We start from the raw sequence: 14,365 nt of genomic DNA on the forward strand, positions 1-14,365 counted from the left end.
CTCCGGAGCAGACGCAGCGGCAGGCGCAGACCGCGCCGGCGGGCAGCTCCACCGGACAGGCCGCAGGAAGGGTGCGGGTGACCGACTCCAGCGCCCCGTCCTCGGAGAGATAGACCACCGTGGCCGACAGCTCCGCCCTCAGGCGGCTCTGGTCGCCATCCCGCTCCGCCTCCACCAGCCCCACATGGAGGTGGACGTCGCACACCTCCCGCACCGGCGAGGGCGTCTCCAGCAGCTCCCGGGCGGTGATCCGCCGCTCCCCGTGCTCCAGCAGCCGGGCCAGGGCGTAGCTCCGCCGCTGCACCGTAAGGTCGTAGGATGTGCTGTAAATATCGGCCAGGAGCGTGATCTGCCGCTCCTCCCGCACCACGGACTGGGCCAGCATCCCCAGGGACACCGACAGGGTCCTCCCCTCGTCGCCATCCAGGGTGCAGTCCACCCCGGTGAGCACCACCGAGAGGGTGCAGTCGGCCTCCTCTCCCGCGCCGCTCACCTCCATGATCTGGGAGAAGGGCAGGGTGAAATCGGCGCTGCACAGCCCGCCGCCCGGCTCCCGGTACAGCAGCCGCAGTCCGGCCTCCCCTTTGAAAATGAGCTTGTTGCCGATGAGCTTGGATTCTCCGCACACCAGCTCCACCCGGCTTTTCAGCAGCTCCGCCGCCGGCGGCCTGGCCGCCGACAGGCTCAGGTCATCCGAAAATGTAAAGGATTTTTCTTCCACGGCGATGATGAAGCATGCGGTCTGGGGCTCCTCCAGGGTCTGGATGCCATGTTGCTCCTCTCCATTCACGCCATCGCAGAAGCTGGCGGTCTGGGGCGTAAACGCCTGGACAGCCACCGCCAGTCCCACCCGGACCAGCACCTTCCTGGGGTTGAGGCTCCGGGCGTCGGCCCACATCACCCGTGGCTCTGCGGTCAGCCGACACTGCCGGCTCAGCCCCGCCCCCTCAGCGGCACAGGTGAAGGGGATGCTGACGGTGATCCGCCGCACCCCCCCGCCGGCCTCCGCCTCATAGAGAACGGCGCATTTGGCCGTCCCGGTCACCTCCGCTCTGCCCTCCTGGGCCTCCTTTGTTCCCAGACAGACCGCCGCCTCCGTGTCCACGATGCGCAAAATATCCGGGCAGGCGTCCGGGACGATGCTCTCCAGGGTCTCCTCCTGAAAAAGCGTGGTATCCAATGCCGTATCGTAGCAGTTGAGTTGGGTGGTATTCAGTTCCAGCTCCATAGCGTTCCTCTCCTTGCAGCGTTTCTACTCGGAGCATATGTACAAGGTCCCGGGGCTATGCCATTTTTTCAGTGCAGGCCAAAGAGGGCTTTCAGCATGCCGCGCAGGCACTTGGGTGACCGGACAACAACGATCTTCATAAAAAAACGCCTCCTTCCACGCAGACTGGCACCGCTGTTACCAGTATACGCAGAAGGAGACGCGATGTGTGTCTCAGCCCTTTCCCCGCTTCTCCAGCTCCCACTCCCGCAGGTCCTTGACCTGCTCCCAGAGTCGGACATAGCTGGCGTGACGGCTGGGCATGATCTTTCCTTCCTCTAGGGCTGCAAGTACTGCACAGCCCTTTTCCTTTACATGTGAGCACCCCACGAACCGGCACTCGCCCAGGTAGGGCCGAAACTCCCGAAAGGCCCGCTCCAGCTCCTCCCGCCGCAGCAGCTCCATGCGCTCGGTGTCAAAGGAGGAAAAGCCGGGGGTATCCGCCACCACGGCGTCCGGCCCCAGCCGGTAGAGCTCCACATGCCGGGTGGTATGGCGGCCACGGCCCAGCTTTTCACTGACCTCCCCCACCTGGAGCCGGATGCCGGGTGAGAGAGCGTTTAAGATGCTGGACTTGCCCACGCCGGAATTCCCCGTGAAGGCAGATACCTTTCCAGAGATTGCAGCTCTAAGTTCTTCGATGCCCTCTCCCGTCTCGGCGCTCACCCGGAGCGTCCGGAAGCCGGCGGCGGTATAGGTCTCATAGAGCTCCTCTGCCTGGGCCAGGTCCCATTTGTTGATACAGATAACGCAGTCGCAGCCGGCCTTGCTGTCGGCGATGGCGGCCACCCGGTCGATAAGGAAAGGGTCGGTGACCGGGATGGCGCCGGAGGCGATGATGACCAGCTGGTCGATGTTGGCCACGGCGGGGCGCTGGAACTCATTTGTCCGGGGCAGGATCTCATCCAACGCTCCGGCTCCGTCGGGAAGGGGGGTAAACTTCACCCGGTCCCCCACCAGAGGGGTGATCCTCTGGTGGCGGAATTTGCCCCGGGCCCGGCAGGCGGTCAGCGCCCCGCTGCCGTCGTCTACATAATAGAAACCGCTGAGGGCCTTGCGGATCAAGCCCGTTCCCTGACTCATCCCGGCTTCACTTCCCCGGTGTCAAAGTCGATCTCCACGCTGTGGTCCTTCGTGCCGTCAAAATAGATGTCAAACTTCTGCTTGCCCTTGCCGGTGATGGGAAACACGACGCTCTGGACCATCAGCGGCACCTGCCTGCTCTGGTCGTAGCCCGAGCCGCCCACCCGCACCGTGACGATCTGGTCCGGGTCGCCGTCGGGCAGTTCCACAGAATAGCTCACTGTTTTGATGTCCGGGTCCACGCTGGGCGAGGGGGACGGACTGGGGGACGGGCTCTCCGGCGGCGGACTCTCGGGAACAGGTCCCTCCCCCGTGGCGCCGGAGCCGTTGCTCACCTGGAGGGTGACGGTGGTCCCCTCATCCACCGAGGTCCCGGCGGGGACGCTCTGCAGGAGCACGGTGTCCTTGGGCTTGTCGCTGTCGATATAGACGACGTTCACCACCAGGCCCAGGCCGGTCTCCCCCTCCAGGAGGGCTTTGGCCTGGTCGAGGGGCATCGTCTCCACGGTGAGCATGGTCCGCTGGGCCACCTCGGGGCCCTGGCTGACAAAGATCTCGATCATGGTATCCGGCTGGAGGGCGCTGTCCGCCAGGGGAACGGTCCGGGTGACAAGATCCTTTGTGACCTCAGAGTGCTCGGGGGTCATGGTAATATTGGCATTGGAGATGCCCAGCTCGAGAAGGGCCTGCTTTGCCTCCCGGTAGTCCTTGTTCGCCAGGTCCGGCATGTAGACGGGCTCCTCCCCGGCGCTGACAGTTACTGTGATGGTGAGACCCTCCCCGGTGACCTGCTCCTTGGCCGCGGGGTCCTGGGAGACGATCTTACCCGGCTCCAGACTGCTGGAGATCGAGCTGCCCTCCACGATCTCAAAGATCCCCTGGACCTTCGGGTCGGCCATGGCCTGTTCTATCGTCATACCGTAGAGATTGGGGACGGTATAGTGGTCCTCAGAACGGAAGCTGTCACTGAAAAAGACCACCCACAGGAGAACGCCGATCCCGGCGATAAAGATCAGAATGGAGGCCACCGCCAGCGGTACCGACATCGTGGCCTTCTGCTGTTTCCTGGGGCGCTCGGCGGAGCGGTGCTCCTCATGGAGCGGCTCCCGGCGGCGCATGGCGCCCGTGTCGCCCCGGCGGCGGCTCCCGGTGTCGATGACCTGGGTGGGCTCGTCGGCCACATCCGCCGTGGCGAAGAGCTTGGCCGGATCGTACTCCAGGTCGATACTGGGGTCCTTGCGGAACTCCTCCAGATCGTTGAGCATATCGTCGGCATTGCGGTAGCGGTTCTCCACCCTGGGCGCCATGGCCTTCATGGTGATGGCCTCCAGAGCCTCCGGAATGTCGGGATTGAGCTCCCGGGGCGGCAGCGGGATGGAGTTGATGTGCTGGATGGCCACCGACACCGGGGAGTCCCCCTCAAAGGGCAGGCGGCCGGTGAGCATCTCGTAGAGCACCACACCGGCGGAGTAAATGTCGCTGCGGCCGTCGATCCGGCTTCCCCTGGCCTGCTCCGGGGAGATGTAGTGGACAGACCCCAGCGCCTCCTGGGTCAGGGTGTTCTGGGCGGCGGAGGTCAGCCGGGCGATGCCGAAATCGGTGACCTTGATGCTGCCGTCCCGGAGGACCATGATGTTCTGGGGCTTGATGTCCCGGTGGATGATGCCCCGTCCATGGGCGTGGGAGAGGGCCTTCATGATTTGGGTGATGAAGTGCAGGGCTTCCTTCCAGCTCAGGGGGCCCCCCTTCCGCTGCATGAACTGCTTGAGCGTGATGCCGTCAATGAGCTCCATGACGATGTACTCCACCTGCTCGGAGCGGCTCACGTCATGCACGGCCATGATATTGGGGTGGGAGAGCATGGCCACGGCCTGGGACTCGTCGTGGAACCGGCGGCGGAACTCGGCGTCCTTGGCCAGATCGTCCTTGAGGATCTTTACCGCCACCAGCCGGTTGAGCCGGTGATCCCGCCCCTTGAACACCACTGCCATACCGCCGGTACCGATCCGCTCCAGGATCTCGTATCGGTTGTCCAGCAATTTCCCTATGTATTGATCCATAATGGGGGTATCCTCCTTGTCACATCTGAAGCAGAACTGCGGTCACGTTGTCCGGCGCCCCCCTGGACAGCGCAATGTCCAGGAGCCGCCGGCAGCAGTCCTCCGCAGGGCCGCCGTGGAGGACCTCATAGAGGAGTTCCTGATCGGAGACCATGTTGCTCAATCCGTCGGAGCAGAGGAGAAGCGCGTCGCCCTGCTCCATAGGCTGGCGGAACAGATCGGCCCGGAGCCTGGATTCCGCGCCCAGGGCCCGGGTGATGAGATTCTTCTGGGGATGCTGCCTGGCCTGCTCCGGCGTGATCTGTCCCCGGACCACCAGATCCTCCACCACAGAGTGATCCCGGGTCACCTTGGTGATCCCGTCCGGCTGTACCAGATAGCACCGGCTGTCGCCGATGTTCAGGATGTACGCCCGTTCTCCGACGACCAGGGCGGCCACCATGGTGGTGCCCATCCCACGGCAGTCCGCATCCACATTGGCCCGGAAATGTACGGCGGAGTTGGCCTGCTCCGCCGCAAAATGGAGGAGCGCCTCCGGCTCGTTGCGCCACTGCTCCGGCGGCTGGGACCGGGCCGTCTCCAGGAAAGTATCCACGGCCAGACGGCTGGCCACATTACCCGCCTTGGCCCCGCCCATGCCGTCACAGACAATGCCAAGCGCCATATCCTCTGCCAGGAGCTCGATGTGGTAATCATCCTGGTTCTGCTTGCGGACCACGCCCACATCGGTGATGCCCCATATGTTCATGTTGAATCAGTCCTTTCCCCTCGCCTGCCGGCTGCCGTCGGACGCTGTCCGGTCCGCACCGCCCATGGCCTTTCGCCGGAGCTGGCCGCAGGAGGCGTCGATGTCGCCCCCCAGCTTCCGCCGCACCGTTACCGTGACCCCCTGCCGTTCCAGGCGGCGCTGGAACTCCGCCACCCGGCGGCTGGGCTTCAGGGGGCTCTCCTCCACCTCGTTGAGGGGGATGAGGTTCACATGTCCCGGCGTTCCCTTGAGGTACCCGGCCAGGAGATCGGCCTGGGCGTCGCTGTCGTTGACTCCGTCGATCATGGCGTACTCATAGGAGATCCGTCGCCCTGTGGTCTCGAAATACCGCCGGCAGGCGGCAAAGAGCTGCTCCACTCCGACACCCCGATTGACCGGCATGATCTTGCTCCGGGTCTCATTGTCCGGGGCATGGAGGGAGACCGACAGCGTTAATTGTAACCGATGCTCCGCCAGTTTGTCAATTTTTTCCGTCAGGCCGCAGGTGGACAGCGAGATGTGCCGCATCCCGATATTGAGTCCGTCCGGGTGGTTGACCAACTCCAGAAAGCGCAGCACGGTGTCAAAGTTGTCCAGCGGCTCGCCGATGCCCATGAGCACGATGTTGGAGATGGGCTGACCGGAGTCCAGCTGGGTAAAGAGGACCTGATCGAGCATTTCAGCGGGGGTCAGGTCCCGCACCTTTCCCCCCAAGGTGGAGGCGCAGAAGGCGCACCCCATCCGGCAGCCCACCTGGGAGGAGATACATACAGTATTCCCATGGTGGTAACGCATCAAAACCGTTTCGATGCAGTTCCCATCCCCAAGACGCCAGAGGTATTTGATGGTGCCGTCCTGGGCGGAGACCTGCTTCCGGGCCACCTCCGGGCGGGTGATGAAGCATTGGGCGTCCAGCCGCTCCCGCAGGGACTTGGAGAGGTTGGTCATCTCTTCAAAGGAGGCCGCCCCCCGGTGGAGCCAGGTAAAGATCTGTTTGGCCCGGAAGCCGGGCTCGCCCTGCTCCTTGAGCCAGACGCCCAGCTCGGCCTGGGTCATGGATTTGATGTCGATCATGTCACACTCCCCCGTCGGCCCCGCCGACGGTATCCGTCCATATTTCTGGGGCAGATCCCACTCATCCGCCCCGCCGCCTGAGCTTTGCAAAGAAAAATCCATCCGTGCCGTGCCGCTGGGGCCACAGGGTGACCATGCCACCCAGCACCTCCCCCACCGGTCCCGGGAGCCCGAAGCCCTCCAGCGCATACTCTGGATGGGCCGAGAGGAAGGCCGTCACAACGTCTTCGTTCTCGCACTTCTGTAAGGTGCATGTGCAGTACAGCAGCACGCCCCCAGGCTTTACATAGGTCGAAACATTTTCCAGAATGGCCGACTGCACCGCGGGCAGACCGGCCAGGGGGGCCGGGTCCTTATAGCGGATATCCGGCTTTTTCCGGATGATGCCAAGGCCGGAACAGGGCACATCGGCCATGACCAGATCAAAGGCGCCCTCCCACTCGGCCCGGTGGGCCTTGCCATCCTGGACCACAGAGGTGAGGCAGGTGAGCCCCAGCCGCTTCGCCCCGGCGTCGATGAGGGTCTTCTTGTGGGCGTGGATGTCACAGGAGATCAGTTTCCCCGCATCGCCCATCTCCATGGCGGCGGCAAAGGACTTGCCGCCGGGGGCGGCGCAGGCATCCAGCACCGCCATGCCGGGCTTCGCTCCCGCCGCCAGCACAGCCAGACGGGCGCCAGCGTCCTGGATGTAGATGCCGCCCTCCCGGAAAACCGTGCGCTGCTCCAGGTCTCCCCCGCCGACCAGGGTCAGGCAGTCAGGGAGCCAGGGGTGGGGCTCCGCCTCCGCCCCCTCCGAGCGCAGGGAGGCCGCCGCCTTTTCCAGGTCCCCCCAGAGCCGGTTGACCTGGGCCACCGTGGGGGGCTCCCCGTTGTCCGCGGCCAGAAGTTCTTCCGTCTCCGCCGGCCCCAGCCGCTCCAAAAAGGCTTCCACCAGCCACGCCGGGTGGCTGTAACGCACGGAGAGGTAGGAGACGGGGTCCTCCGCCGGGATGGTGGGGAGCCGGTCTATGTTCCTGCCCATGGAGCGGAGGATGCCGTTGACCAGGCCCGGGCTGCGGGGATTTTTGCTGTGCCGCTTCACCAGGTCCACCGACTCGTTGACGGCGGCGCTCACCGGCACCCGGGTGAGAAAGGCCATCTGATAGGCCCCCAGCCGCAAGGCATTGAGGACCTTATTTTCCATCCGCTCCGTCCGCACCGTGGAGAATTTTCCGATATAAAAGTCCAGCAGCATCCGGTTTTGGAGCACGCCAAAGCACAGCCGGGTGGCCAGCGCGGCATCCCGGCTGTCCAAACCGGCTGTGCGGATGTTCTTTTTCAACGACAGATCCGACCAAGCGCCCTGCCGCTCACAGGCGGACAGGGTCAGCAGCGCCACCTCCCGGGCATTGCCGGCCATAGGATCACTCCCCCTCCTACTCTCTTACAGCGTTTCCCCTGCTGTCAGCGGATGGCCCCGGAGGAAATCCGCCGCCGCCATCCGTTTTTTCCCATCGGGCTGAAGCTCCTTCACCTGGAGCAGCGTGCCGCTTCCGCAGGCCATGACGATCCCCGTTTTCCCGGCCTCGGCAACTGTCCCAGGCCCCAGATCCGTTGGGGCATCCAGCACGGCAGTGGCAAACACTTTACAGCGGACCCCGCCGAATTCTGCCGTGGCGCAGGGCCAGGGCAGCAGACCCCGGACCTGGTCATGGAGGACCTGGGCCGGCTTGGCCCAGTCCATGGGCGAGAGGGACCGGTCCAGCATAGAGGCATAGGTGACCTGGGCCTCCTCCTGGGGCGTGCGGGTGGCTGTGCCGGCGGCGATCTGGTCCACCGCCTCCACCAGCAGCTTTCCGCCCAGCGCCGCCAGGCGGTCAAAGAGCTGGGGGGCCGTCTCGTCGGGCCCGATAGCGGTCTCCTCCTGGAGGATGATGTCGCCGGCATCCAGCGCGGCGGCCATGTGCATGATGGTCACGCCGGTGGTCTTGTCCCCGTTGAGGATGGCCCAGTTGATAGGGGCCGCTCCCCGGTATCGGGGCAGCAGCGAGGAGTGAACATTGATACAGCCATAGGCGGGATAGTCCAGAATGTCGTCGGGCAGGATACGGCCATAGGCCGCCACCACGATGAGCTCCGGCTTCAAGTCGCAAATATAGCCCATGGCCTCCCCGTCCCGCATCTTTACGGGCTGGAACACCGGGATCTCATGTGAAAGGGCAAATTCCTTTACAGGGCTTGCCTGGAGCTTCATTCCACGGTTTTTGGGCTTGTCCGGCTGGGTGAAGACGCCGCACACCTCATGTCCCTGTTCCAGGAGGGCCGCCAGAGAGGCCACGGCAAAATCCGGGGTGCCCATGAAGAGGATGCGCACAGTCAGTCCTCCTCCTCATACATCTCGTCCAGCTCCTTCTGGGTATAGAGCCGATCCGTGAGCTCGCTAAAGATGTGGCCCTCCAGATGATCCAGCTCATGGCAGAAGCAGCGGGCCACGATGGCCTCCCCCTCCGCCTCGAACCACGCCCCGTTCCGGTCCTGGGCCCTGACCCGGACCCGCATGGGCCGCTCCACCTCGCCCCATTTGCCGGGGACGCTGAGGCAGCCCTCCCAGCCGTCCTGGAGCTCCTCAGAGCGCCAGATGATCTCCGGGTTCACCAGCTCCAGCATCTGATCCTGGCCGTCCACCACGATGACGCAGCGGCGCAGAATGCCCACCTGTGGGGCGGCCAGTCCGGCGCCGCCGGCGTCGGCCAGGGTCTCTTTCAAATCGTCCAGCAGGTCCCAGAGCCGCTGGTCAAAGCTGGTGACGGGGCGGCATACCTTGTGGAGCGCAGGGTCGCTGTCGGTCAGGATCTTTCTCAATGCCATTGTCGTATCCTCCTAATCATATGGGTTCACATCGGCGAACACCGAGACCCCCCGCAGGGCGCGATCCTCGGCGGCCGCCTGGAGCAGTCCGGCGATGAGCTGCCGGACCTCCCTGGTGTTTTGGCACAGCAGGGTGAGCCGGTAGCGATAGCGGTCATTCACCTTGGCCACAGCCGCCGGGGCGGGCCCCAGCAGACGTGGCCGCGTATCATAATCGCTCCACCCGGCGACCCAGTCCTCCAGGCTCCGGCGGAGCTTTTGGCATTTTTGCAGTACAGCGGATTCATCGGGGCCGGAGGCGGTGAGGACGAAGACGTCCCGAAAGGGCGGATAGTCCATGAGCCGCCGCAGCTCCACCTCCTGGGCGTAAAACCGATCATAATCCTGGACAGCGGCGCAGCGAATGACATCGTTGTCCGGAGTATAGGTCTGGATCACCGCCCGACCGGCCTTCTCGCCCCGTCCCGCCCGGCCTACCACCTGGGTGAGGAGGGAAAAGGTCCGCTCTGTGGCCCGAAAGCTGTCTACATACAGGGCCAGGTCGGCGGCCACCACCCCCACCAGCGTTACATTCTCAAAATCAAGGCCCTTGGCCACCATCTGGGTCCCCACCAAAATGGGCACCTTTTTCCGCTGGAAGCGGTCCAGCAGCTTCTGGTGTCCGTTGGCCGCAGAGACCGTGTCGGCGTCCATGCGGAGGACCTCCACCCCGGGGAAAAGGGCCTCCAGCTCGCTCTGGACCTTCTGAGTCCCGGCGCCGATGAAGTTGAGGCTCCCGCCACACACCGGGCAAGCCGCCGGCAGCGGCTCAGAGTGGCCGCAGTAGTGGCACATGAGGCGGCCATTGGCCGAGTGGTAGGTGAGGTGGACGGAGCAGCGGGGGCAGACCGGCACCTCTCCGCACTCTCCGCAGGAGACCATACGGCTGGCCCCCCGGCGGTTGAGGAAGAGAATGGACTGCTCCCCCCGCTCCAGGTTGGACTCCAGCTCCCGGCGGAGCAGACCGCCGATGCTGCCGCCGTTGCCGGCGCGGAGCTCCTCCTTCATGTCGGCCACATAGACGGCGGGCAGGGCCCGCTCATTGTAGCGTCTGGTGAGCTGCACCAGATGGTAGACGCCGGTCTGGGCCAGGTACATGGTCTCCACCGACGGGGTGGCCGAGCCCAAAACCAGCAGCCCCCCCTCCTTGGCGCAGCGGTATTTTGCGATCTCCCGGGCGTGGTAGCGGGGGGCGTTCTCCGATTTATAGCTCCCCTCCTGCTCCTCGTCCAGGATGATGAGCCCCAGGTGTTCCAGCGGTGCAAAGACAGCGGAGCGGGTGCCCAGCGCCACCCGGGCCAATCCGGCCCGCAGACGCTTCCACTCATCGCAGCGCTCCCCCGCCCGGAGGGAGCTGTGGAGCACCGCCACATCGCTTCCAAAGTGGGCGGTGAAGATGCGGAGCAGCTGGGGGGTAAGGGCGATCTCGGGGACCAGGACCATGGCGGTCTGGCCCCGGTCCAGCGCCGCCCGGATGAGACGGAGATAGACCTGAGTCTTACCGCTGCCCGTCACGCCGTAGAGAAGGGCCACGGCGGCCTCCGGCGCGCGGCACAGCTCGTCCAGGGTGCGGAAGGCCGCCTCCTGTTCCCCGTTGAGGACGGGCGGAGACGCCGTCGCAACGGTCAGTTGGGCAGTCTCCCCCCGGAAGACCTCCCGTTCCTCCAGCGCGATCAGCCCGCTCTTGACCAGCGATTTGATGGTGGGGCTGGAGGCCCCGGTAAAATAGCAGATCTCCTTGACGCTGGCGCGGCCCACCGCGCTCAGCAACTCCACCACGGCATAGCGAAGGGGGGCGTTCCGCCGCCTGGGCGTGACCTGGGCCATGGCCTCCTCCGCCGGGACCGCCAGAGCGGCTACCTTTTCCCGTTTATCTCCCACGCCCCGCTGGGCGCTGGTCTCCAGGGTGAGGACCCCGGCGTCCAGAAGGAGCCGCAGGGCCGGCCCAGGGTCGGCGGCGCCCAGCGCCCCGTGGATCTGTCCCAGCTCCGCAGAGCCGCCCTTGGCCCAGAGGAGGTCCAGGATCTGCCCGGCCCGGCGGGAGCGTCCTGCCGCAGCATAGGCCGCCTCCCGGTCCACCCCCGGGGCGATGCGGTAAGTGTCCCGGATGGAAAACCACAGCCCCGCCGGCAGCATAGCCCGGGCGGCGTCATAGACCGTACAGAAATACCGCTCCCGCATCCACAGGCACAGCTTCAAGCTAGGTCCGTCCAGCACCGGGGTCTCGTCCAGAACGGCCCACACCTTTTTGAGGCGCTTTCCCTCCGGGCGGCAGTCGGTCAGGGCCAGCACGATCCCCTCGGTGCGCTTGTTGCCCCGTCCGAAGGGCGCCAGCACCCGGACCCCTGGCTCCACCCTGCCCTCCAGCTCTGACGGGACCTCATAGTCGTAGGGCCTGTCGATGACGTAGGCGGCCGCTGCCAGGGCCACCTTGGCGAAAACCGCCTTCTCCACCGATGTCCCCCCTTCCGTCAGAAAAGGCAAGCGCCGGGGGCATACGCCCGTCCGGCACTTCCATCACGCCCGGACTCATGCCCGGGGCGTCCACACGCAGATCAAACCTGCTGCTCCTCCGGCAGGCTCAGATCCACCTTTCCCTCGGCGATCTCCCGGACCGCGATGGTCACAGGCTTATCGTTGAGGGGATAACCGCCGTCTTCGGCGGCTGCGGCGATCTGGCGGGCCCGGTGGGCCACCACGTTGACCAGCTGATAGCGGCTGGGTACCTGGGCAAGCAGGTCCTTCATTGCGGGATAGAGCATCATAGCAGTTCCAACTCCTTTATCCATGATCCATTTCAAATAGCGCCCGGCACAGCAGCCGGACCAAGGTGGACGGGGATCAGATCCCCTCCACCAGGTGCATGCGGTTCCTGGCCCGGCAATCCTCCGCCGTCAGGATGGCGATGATCTCAGCTGCGGCCTCCGACACCTTGTCGTTGACCACCAGATAGTCATAATTGGAGATCTGGGCGTATTCCTCCCGGGCCTTCGTGAGCCGCCCGGCGATGACCTCCTCGCTGTCGGTGTTGCGGCCACGCAGCCGGCGGGAGAGCTCCTCGAAGGAGGGCGGAATGATGAAGATGAGCACCGCCTCCGGGCACTTGGCCCGGACCTTGGCCGCCCCCTGGACCTCAATGTCCAGCAGCACGTCGATGCCGGATGCCAGCTTGTCCTGAATGATCTTCATGGAGGTGCCGTAGTAGTTGCCCACATATTCGGCATATTCCAGCAGCTCACCCCGTTCGATCATCCCCTCGAACTCCGCCCGGTCCACAAAATGATAGTTGACACCGTCCGCCTCACCCACCCTGGGCTTCCGGGTGGTGAAGGAGACGGAAAAATAGATGTCCTGCCGCTGGCCCAGGAGCTCCGCGATCACCGTACTCTTCCCCACGCCGGAGGGTCCGGACAGGACAATGAGCTCGCCATGGGCTTTCTTTTTCAATGCCATCAGTCCTCTGCCTCCTCTTCCTCATCATCAGACGCCGGTTCCCCGCCGGAGAGCCGCCCCGCCACCTTCTCCGGCTGGATGGCCGAGAGCACGATGTGGTCGCTGTCCATCACCAGCACCGCCCGGGTGCGGCGGCCAAAGGTGGCGTCGATGAGCACACCCCGCTCCCTGGCCTCCTGCACCATGCGCTTGATGGGGGCGGACTCAGGGCTCACCACCGCGATGAGCCGTTCCGCCGACACCAGATTGCCAAAGCCGATATTGATGAGCTTCATGCTGCCGCTTCCTCTCACTCGATGTTCTGGACCTGCTCCCGGATCTTCTCGATCTCGCCCTTGATGTCGATGACGTGGCGGGAGATCTCCAGGTCGTTGCACTTGGAGCCGATGGTATTGGCCTCCCGGTTGAACTCCTGGATCAGGAAGTCCAGCTTTCGCCCGATGGGGCCGCCCTGGCTCAGCATGGTCCGGAGCTGGGAGAGGTGGCTGCGCAGGCGGACCGTCTCCTCGTCCACCGCGACCTTGTCGGCAAAAATGGCCGCCTCAGTGAGGATGCGGCTCTCGTCCAGCTGCTGGTTCTGGAGGACCTCCCGCATTTTGGCCTCCAGCCGGGTCCGGTACTCCGCCACCGTCCGTGGACTCTGCTCCTCCACCAGGCTGGTGAGGGACTCGATGGTGTCGGCCCGGGAGAGGATGTCGGCGGAGAGCCGCTCCCCCTCCCGCTCCCGCATCACGGCAAAGTCGGCCAGGGCCCGGTCCAGCACCGTACAGATGTCGTCTGCGGCCTCCTCCACGTTCTCCGGCGCCTTCTCCACCTGGAGCACGTCGGGGAAGCGGGCCATCAGGGCCAGCTCGGGCAGGCCGGGAAGCTGATAGGTCTCCTGGAGCTCCTTCAGCGCCGAAGCATAGCCGGCGGCCACCGGATGGTTCACTTTCACGGTGACGGCATCCGCCCCCGCGCTGTCCATCGTGACGAAGACATCCACCTTCCCCCGGGAAATGGCCTTCTGCACCCGGGCCTTTATGGCGTCCTCGGCAAAAATATAGGCTCTTGGCATCTTGACAGAGCAGTCCAGGTAGCGGTTGTTCACCGACCGGACCTCCACCACGATGGAACGGCCGTGGAGAACGTCCTCTCCCCGGCCATAGCCAGTCATACTGCGGACCAAACTGGGTCTCCCCTTTCTCTCAAGAACATAGCATCAAGCGCCCCGGCCCCGGCGCAGCGGCCGGTCCACCCGGGCGATATAAAAAGCGATGAGCCTGCTGAAACCATAGTCATAGGCCAGAAATATCCCGTTCCCGACGGGGTAGAGCAGCCAGCCCAGCCCCTCGGCCTGGGGCAGTCCCCACAGGAAAACAGCACGCAGGCCAAACCAGAGGACGGTGAGGGCGGCGTTGAAGAAGGCCAGCTTCACCAGCAGCTCCAGGGGCCGCCGGCTCAGGCGCTCGGCGGCGTATTTTACCAGCGGATACAGGCCGAAAAACAGCAGGTAGAGCAGCCCGCAGCCCTTGTCCGGCAGCAGGAGCAGGGCCAGGATGCCGGTGCCTGCCCAGCACAGTCCGCCGGCAGCCGGTCCGCCGGAGATCACGGCGGCGGCGGGAGTCAGTCCGGCCAGCGCCACCAGCCCCATCCGCCCCCAGGGCGCCATCGCCGCCCCCCACAGGATCACCAGAGAGAGGGCGGTCAGGAGGGCGGAAAGGGCCAACCGTCCATCATAAGACGTCCGTCCCCTCATGTCAGTTCCCGCACCCGCCGCACAGGCAGTTCATGCACAGCATGGTGGTACAGCAG

General features: G+C 64.9%; 14 protein-coding genes. All 14 read right to left on the minus strand.

Translation table 11 applies throughout. The annotated features are described in order from the left end of the window. On the minus strand, positions 1 to 1,228 hold a 1,228-nt coding region (locus tag Q0Y09_RS03635; RefSeq protein WP_297717750.1), incomplete at its 3' end, for a DUF3794 domain-containing protein. A gap of 213 nt (positions 1,229 to 1,441) precedes the next feature. Further along, positions 1,442 to 2,350, minus strand: a complete 909-nt coding sequence (rsgA, locus tag Q0Y09_RS03640; protein WP_297717753.1) for a ribosome small subunit-dependent GTPase A — start codon at positions 2,348 to 2,350, stop codon at positions 1,442 to 1,444. Continuing rightward, positions 2,347 to 4,410 carry a Stk1 family PASTA domain-containing Ser/Thr kinase gene (gene pknB / locus Q0Y09_RS03645; protein WP_297717756.1) on the minus strand — a complete coding sequence of 688 codons (2,064 nt, stop codon included), beginning with the start codon at positions 4,408 to 4,410 and terminating at the stop codon, positions 2,347 to 2,349. Before pknB ends, rsgA begins: the two co-directional genes overlap by 4 nt. Before the next feature lie 19 nt (positions 4,411 to 4,429). Next, the gene (locus Q0Y09_RS03650) at positions 4,430 to 5,158 is read right to left on the minus strand and encodes a Stp1/IreP family PP2C-type Ser/Thr phosphatase (RefSeq protein ID WP_297717760.1); all 729 of its coding nucleotides are present in this window, start codon (positions 5,156 to 5,158) and stop codon (positions 4,430 to 4,432) included. 6 nt (positions 5,159 to 5,164) lie between these two features. Further along, entirely contained in the window at positions 5,165 to 6,232 is a 1,068-nt protein-coding gene (gene rlmN / locus Q0Y09_RS03655; protein WP_297717763.1) for a 23S rRNA (adenine(2503)-C(2))-methyltransferase RlmN, read from the minus strand. Between the two features lie 61 nt (positions 6,233 to 6,293). Then, positions 6,294 to 7,631: a 16S rRNA (cytosine(967)-C(5))-methyltransferase RsmB gene (gene rsmB, locus Q0Y09_RS03660; RefSeq protein ID WP_297717768.1), complete on the minus strand. Its 1,338-nt coding sequence runs from the start codon at positions 7,629 to 7,631 to the stop codon at positions 6,294 to 6,296. Positions 7,632 to 7,655: 24 nt separating this feature from the next. After that, entirely contained in the window at positions 7,656 to 8,585 is a 930-nt protein-coding gene (fmt, locus tag Q0Y09_RS03665) for a methionyl-tRNA formyltransferase (RefSeq protein WP_297717771.1), read from the minus strand. Positions 8,586 to 8,587: 2 nt separating this feature from the next. Further along, positions 8,588 to 9,079 carry a peptide deformylase gene (gene def, locus Q0Y09_RS03670; RefSeq protein WP_297717774.1) on the minus strand — a complete coding sequence of 164 codons (492 nt, stop codon included), beginning with the start codon at positions 9,077 to 9,079 and terminating at the stop codon, positions 8,588 to 8,590. Positions 9,080 to 9,091: 12 nt separating this feature from the next. Beyond that, the gene (gene priA / locus Q0Y09_RS03675) at positions 9,092 to 11,572 is read right to left on the minus strand and encodes a primosomal protein N' (protein WP_297717777.1); all 2,481 of its coding nucleotides are present in this window, start codon (positions 11,570 to 11,572) and stop codon (positions 9,092 to 9,094) included. 101 nt (positions 11,573 to 11,673) lie between these two features. Beyond that, positions 11,674 to 11,883, minus strand: a complete 210-nt coding sequence (gene rpoZ / locus Q0Y09_RS03680; RefSeq protein WP_297717780.1) for a DNA-directed RNA polymerase subunit omega — start codon at positions 11,881 to 11,883, stop codon at positions 11,674 to 11,676. A 76-nt stretch (positions 11,884 to 11,959) separates the two neighbouring features. Beyond that, complete coding sequence (gene gmk, locus Q0Y09_RS03685) at positions 11,960 to 12,571, minus strand: guanylate kinase (protein WP_297717782.1); 612 nt, start codon at positions 12,569 to 12,571, stop codon at positions 11,960 to 11,962. Continuing rightward, positions 12,571 to 12,846 carry an extracellular matrix/biofilm regulator RemA gene (gene remA, locus Q0Y09_RS03690; RefSeq protein ID WP_297717785.1) on the minus strand — a complete coding sequence of 92 codons (276 nt, stop codon included), beginning with the start codon at positions 12,844 to 12,846 and terminating at the stop codon, positions 12,571 to 12,573. Before remA ends, gmk begins: the two co-directional genes overlap by 1 nt. A 14-nt stretch (positions 12,847 to 12,860) precedes the next feature. Next, positions 12,861 to 13,727 (minus strand): YicC/YloC family endoribonuclease, encoded by an 867-nt coding sequence (locus tag Q0Y09_RS03695; protein ID WP_297717788.1) that lies wholly within the window; start codon positions 13,725 to 13,727, stop codon positions 12,861 to 12,863. Positions 13,728 to 13,772: 45 nt separating this feature from the next. Beyond that, on the minus strand, positions 13,773 to 14,309 hold the full coding sequence (locus Q0Y09_RS03700; protein ID WP_297717791.1) for a hypothetical protein: 537 nt from the start codon (positions 14,307 to 14,309) through the stop codon (positions 13,773 to 13,775). Between the last annotated feature and the right edge of the window lie 56 nt (positions 14,310 to 14,365).

The organism is Intestinimonas sp. (assembly GCF_026169115.1).
Lineage (GTDB): Bacteria > Bacillota > Clostridia > Oscillospirales > Oscillospiraceae > Intestinimonas.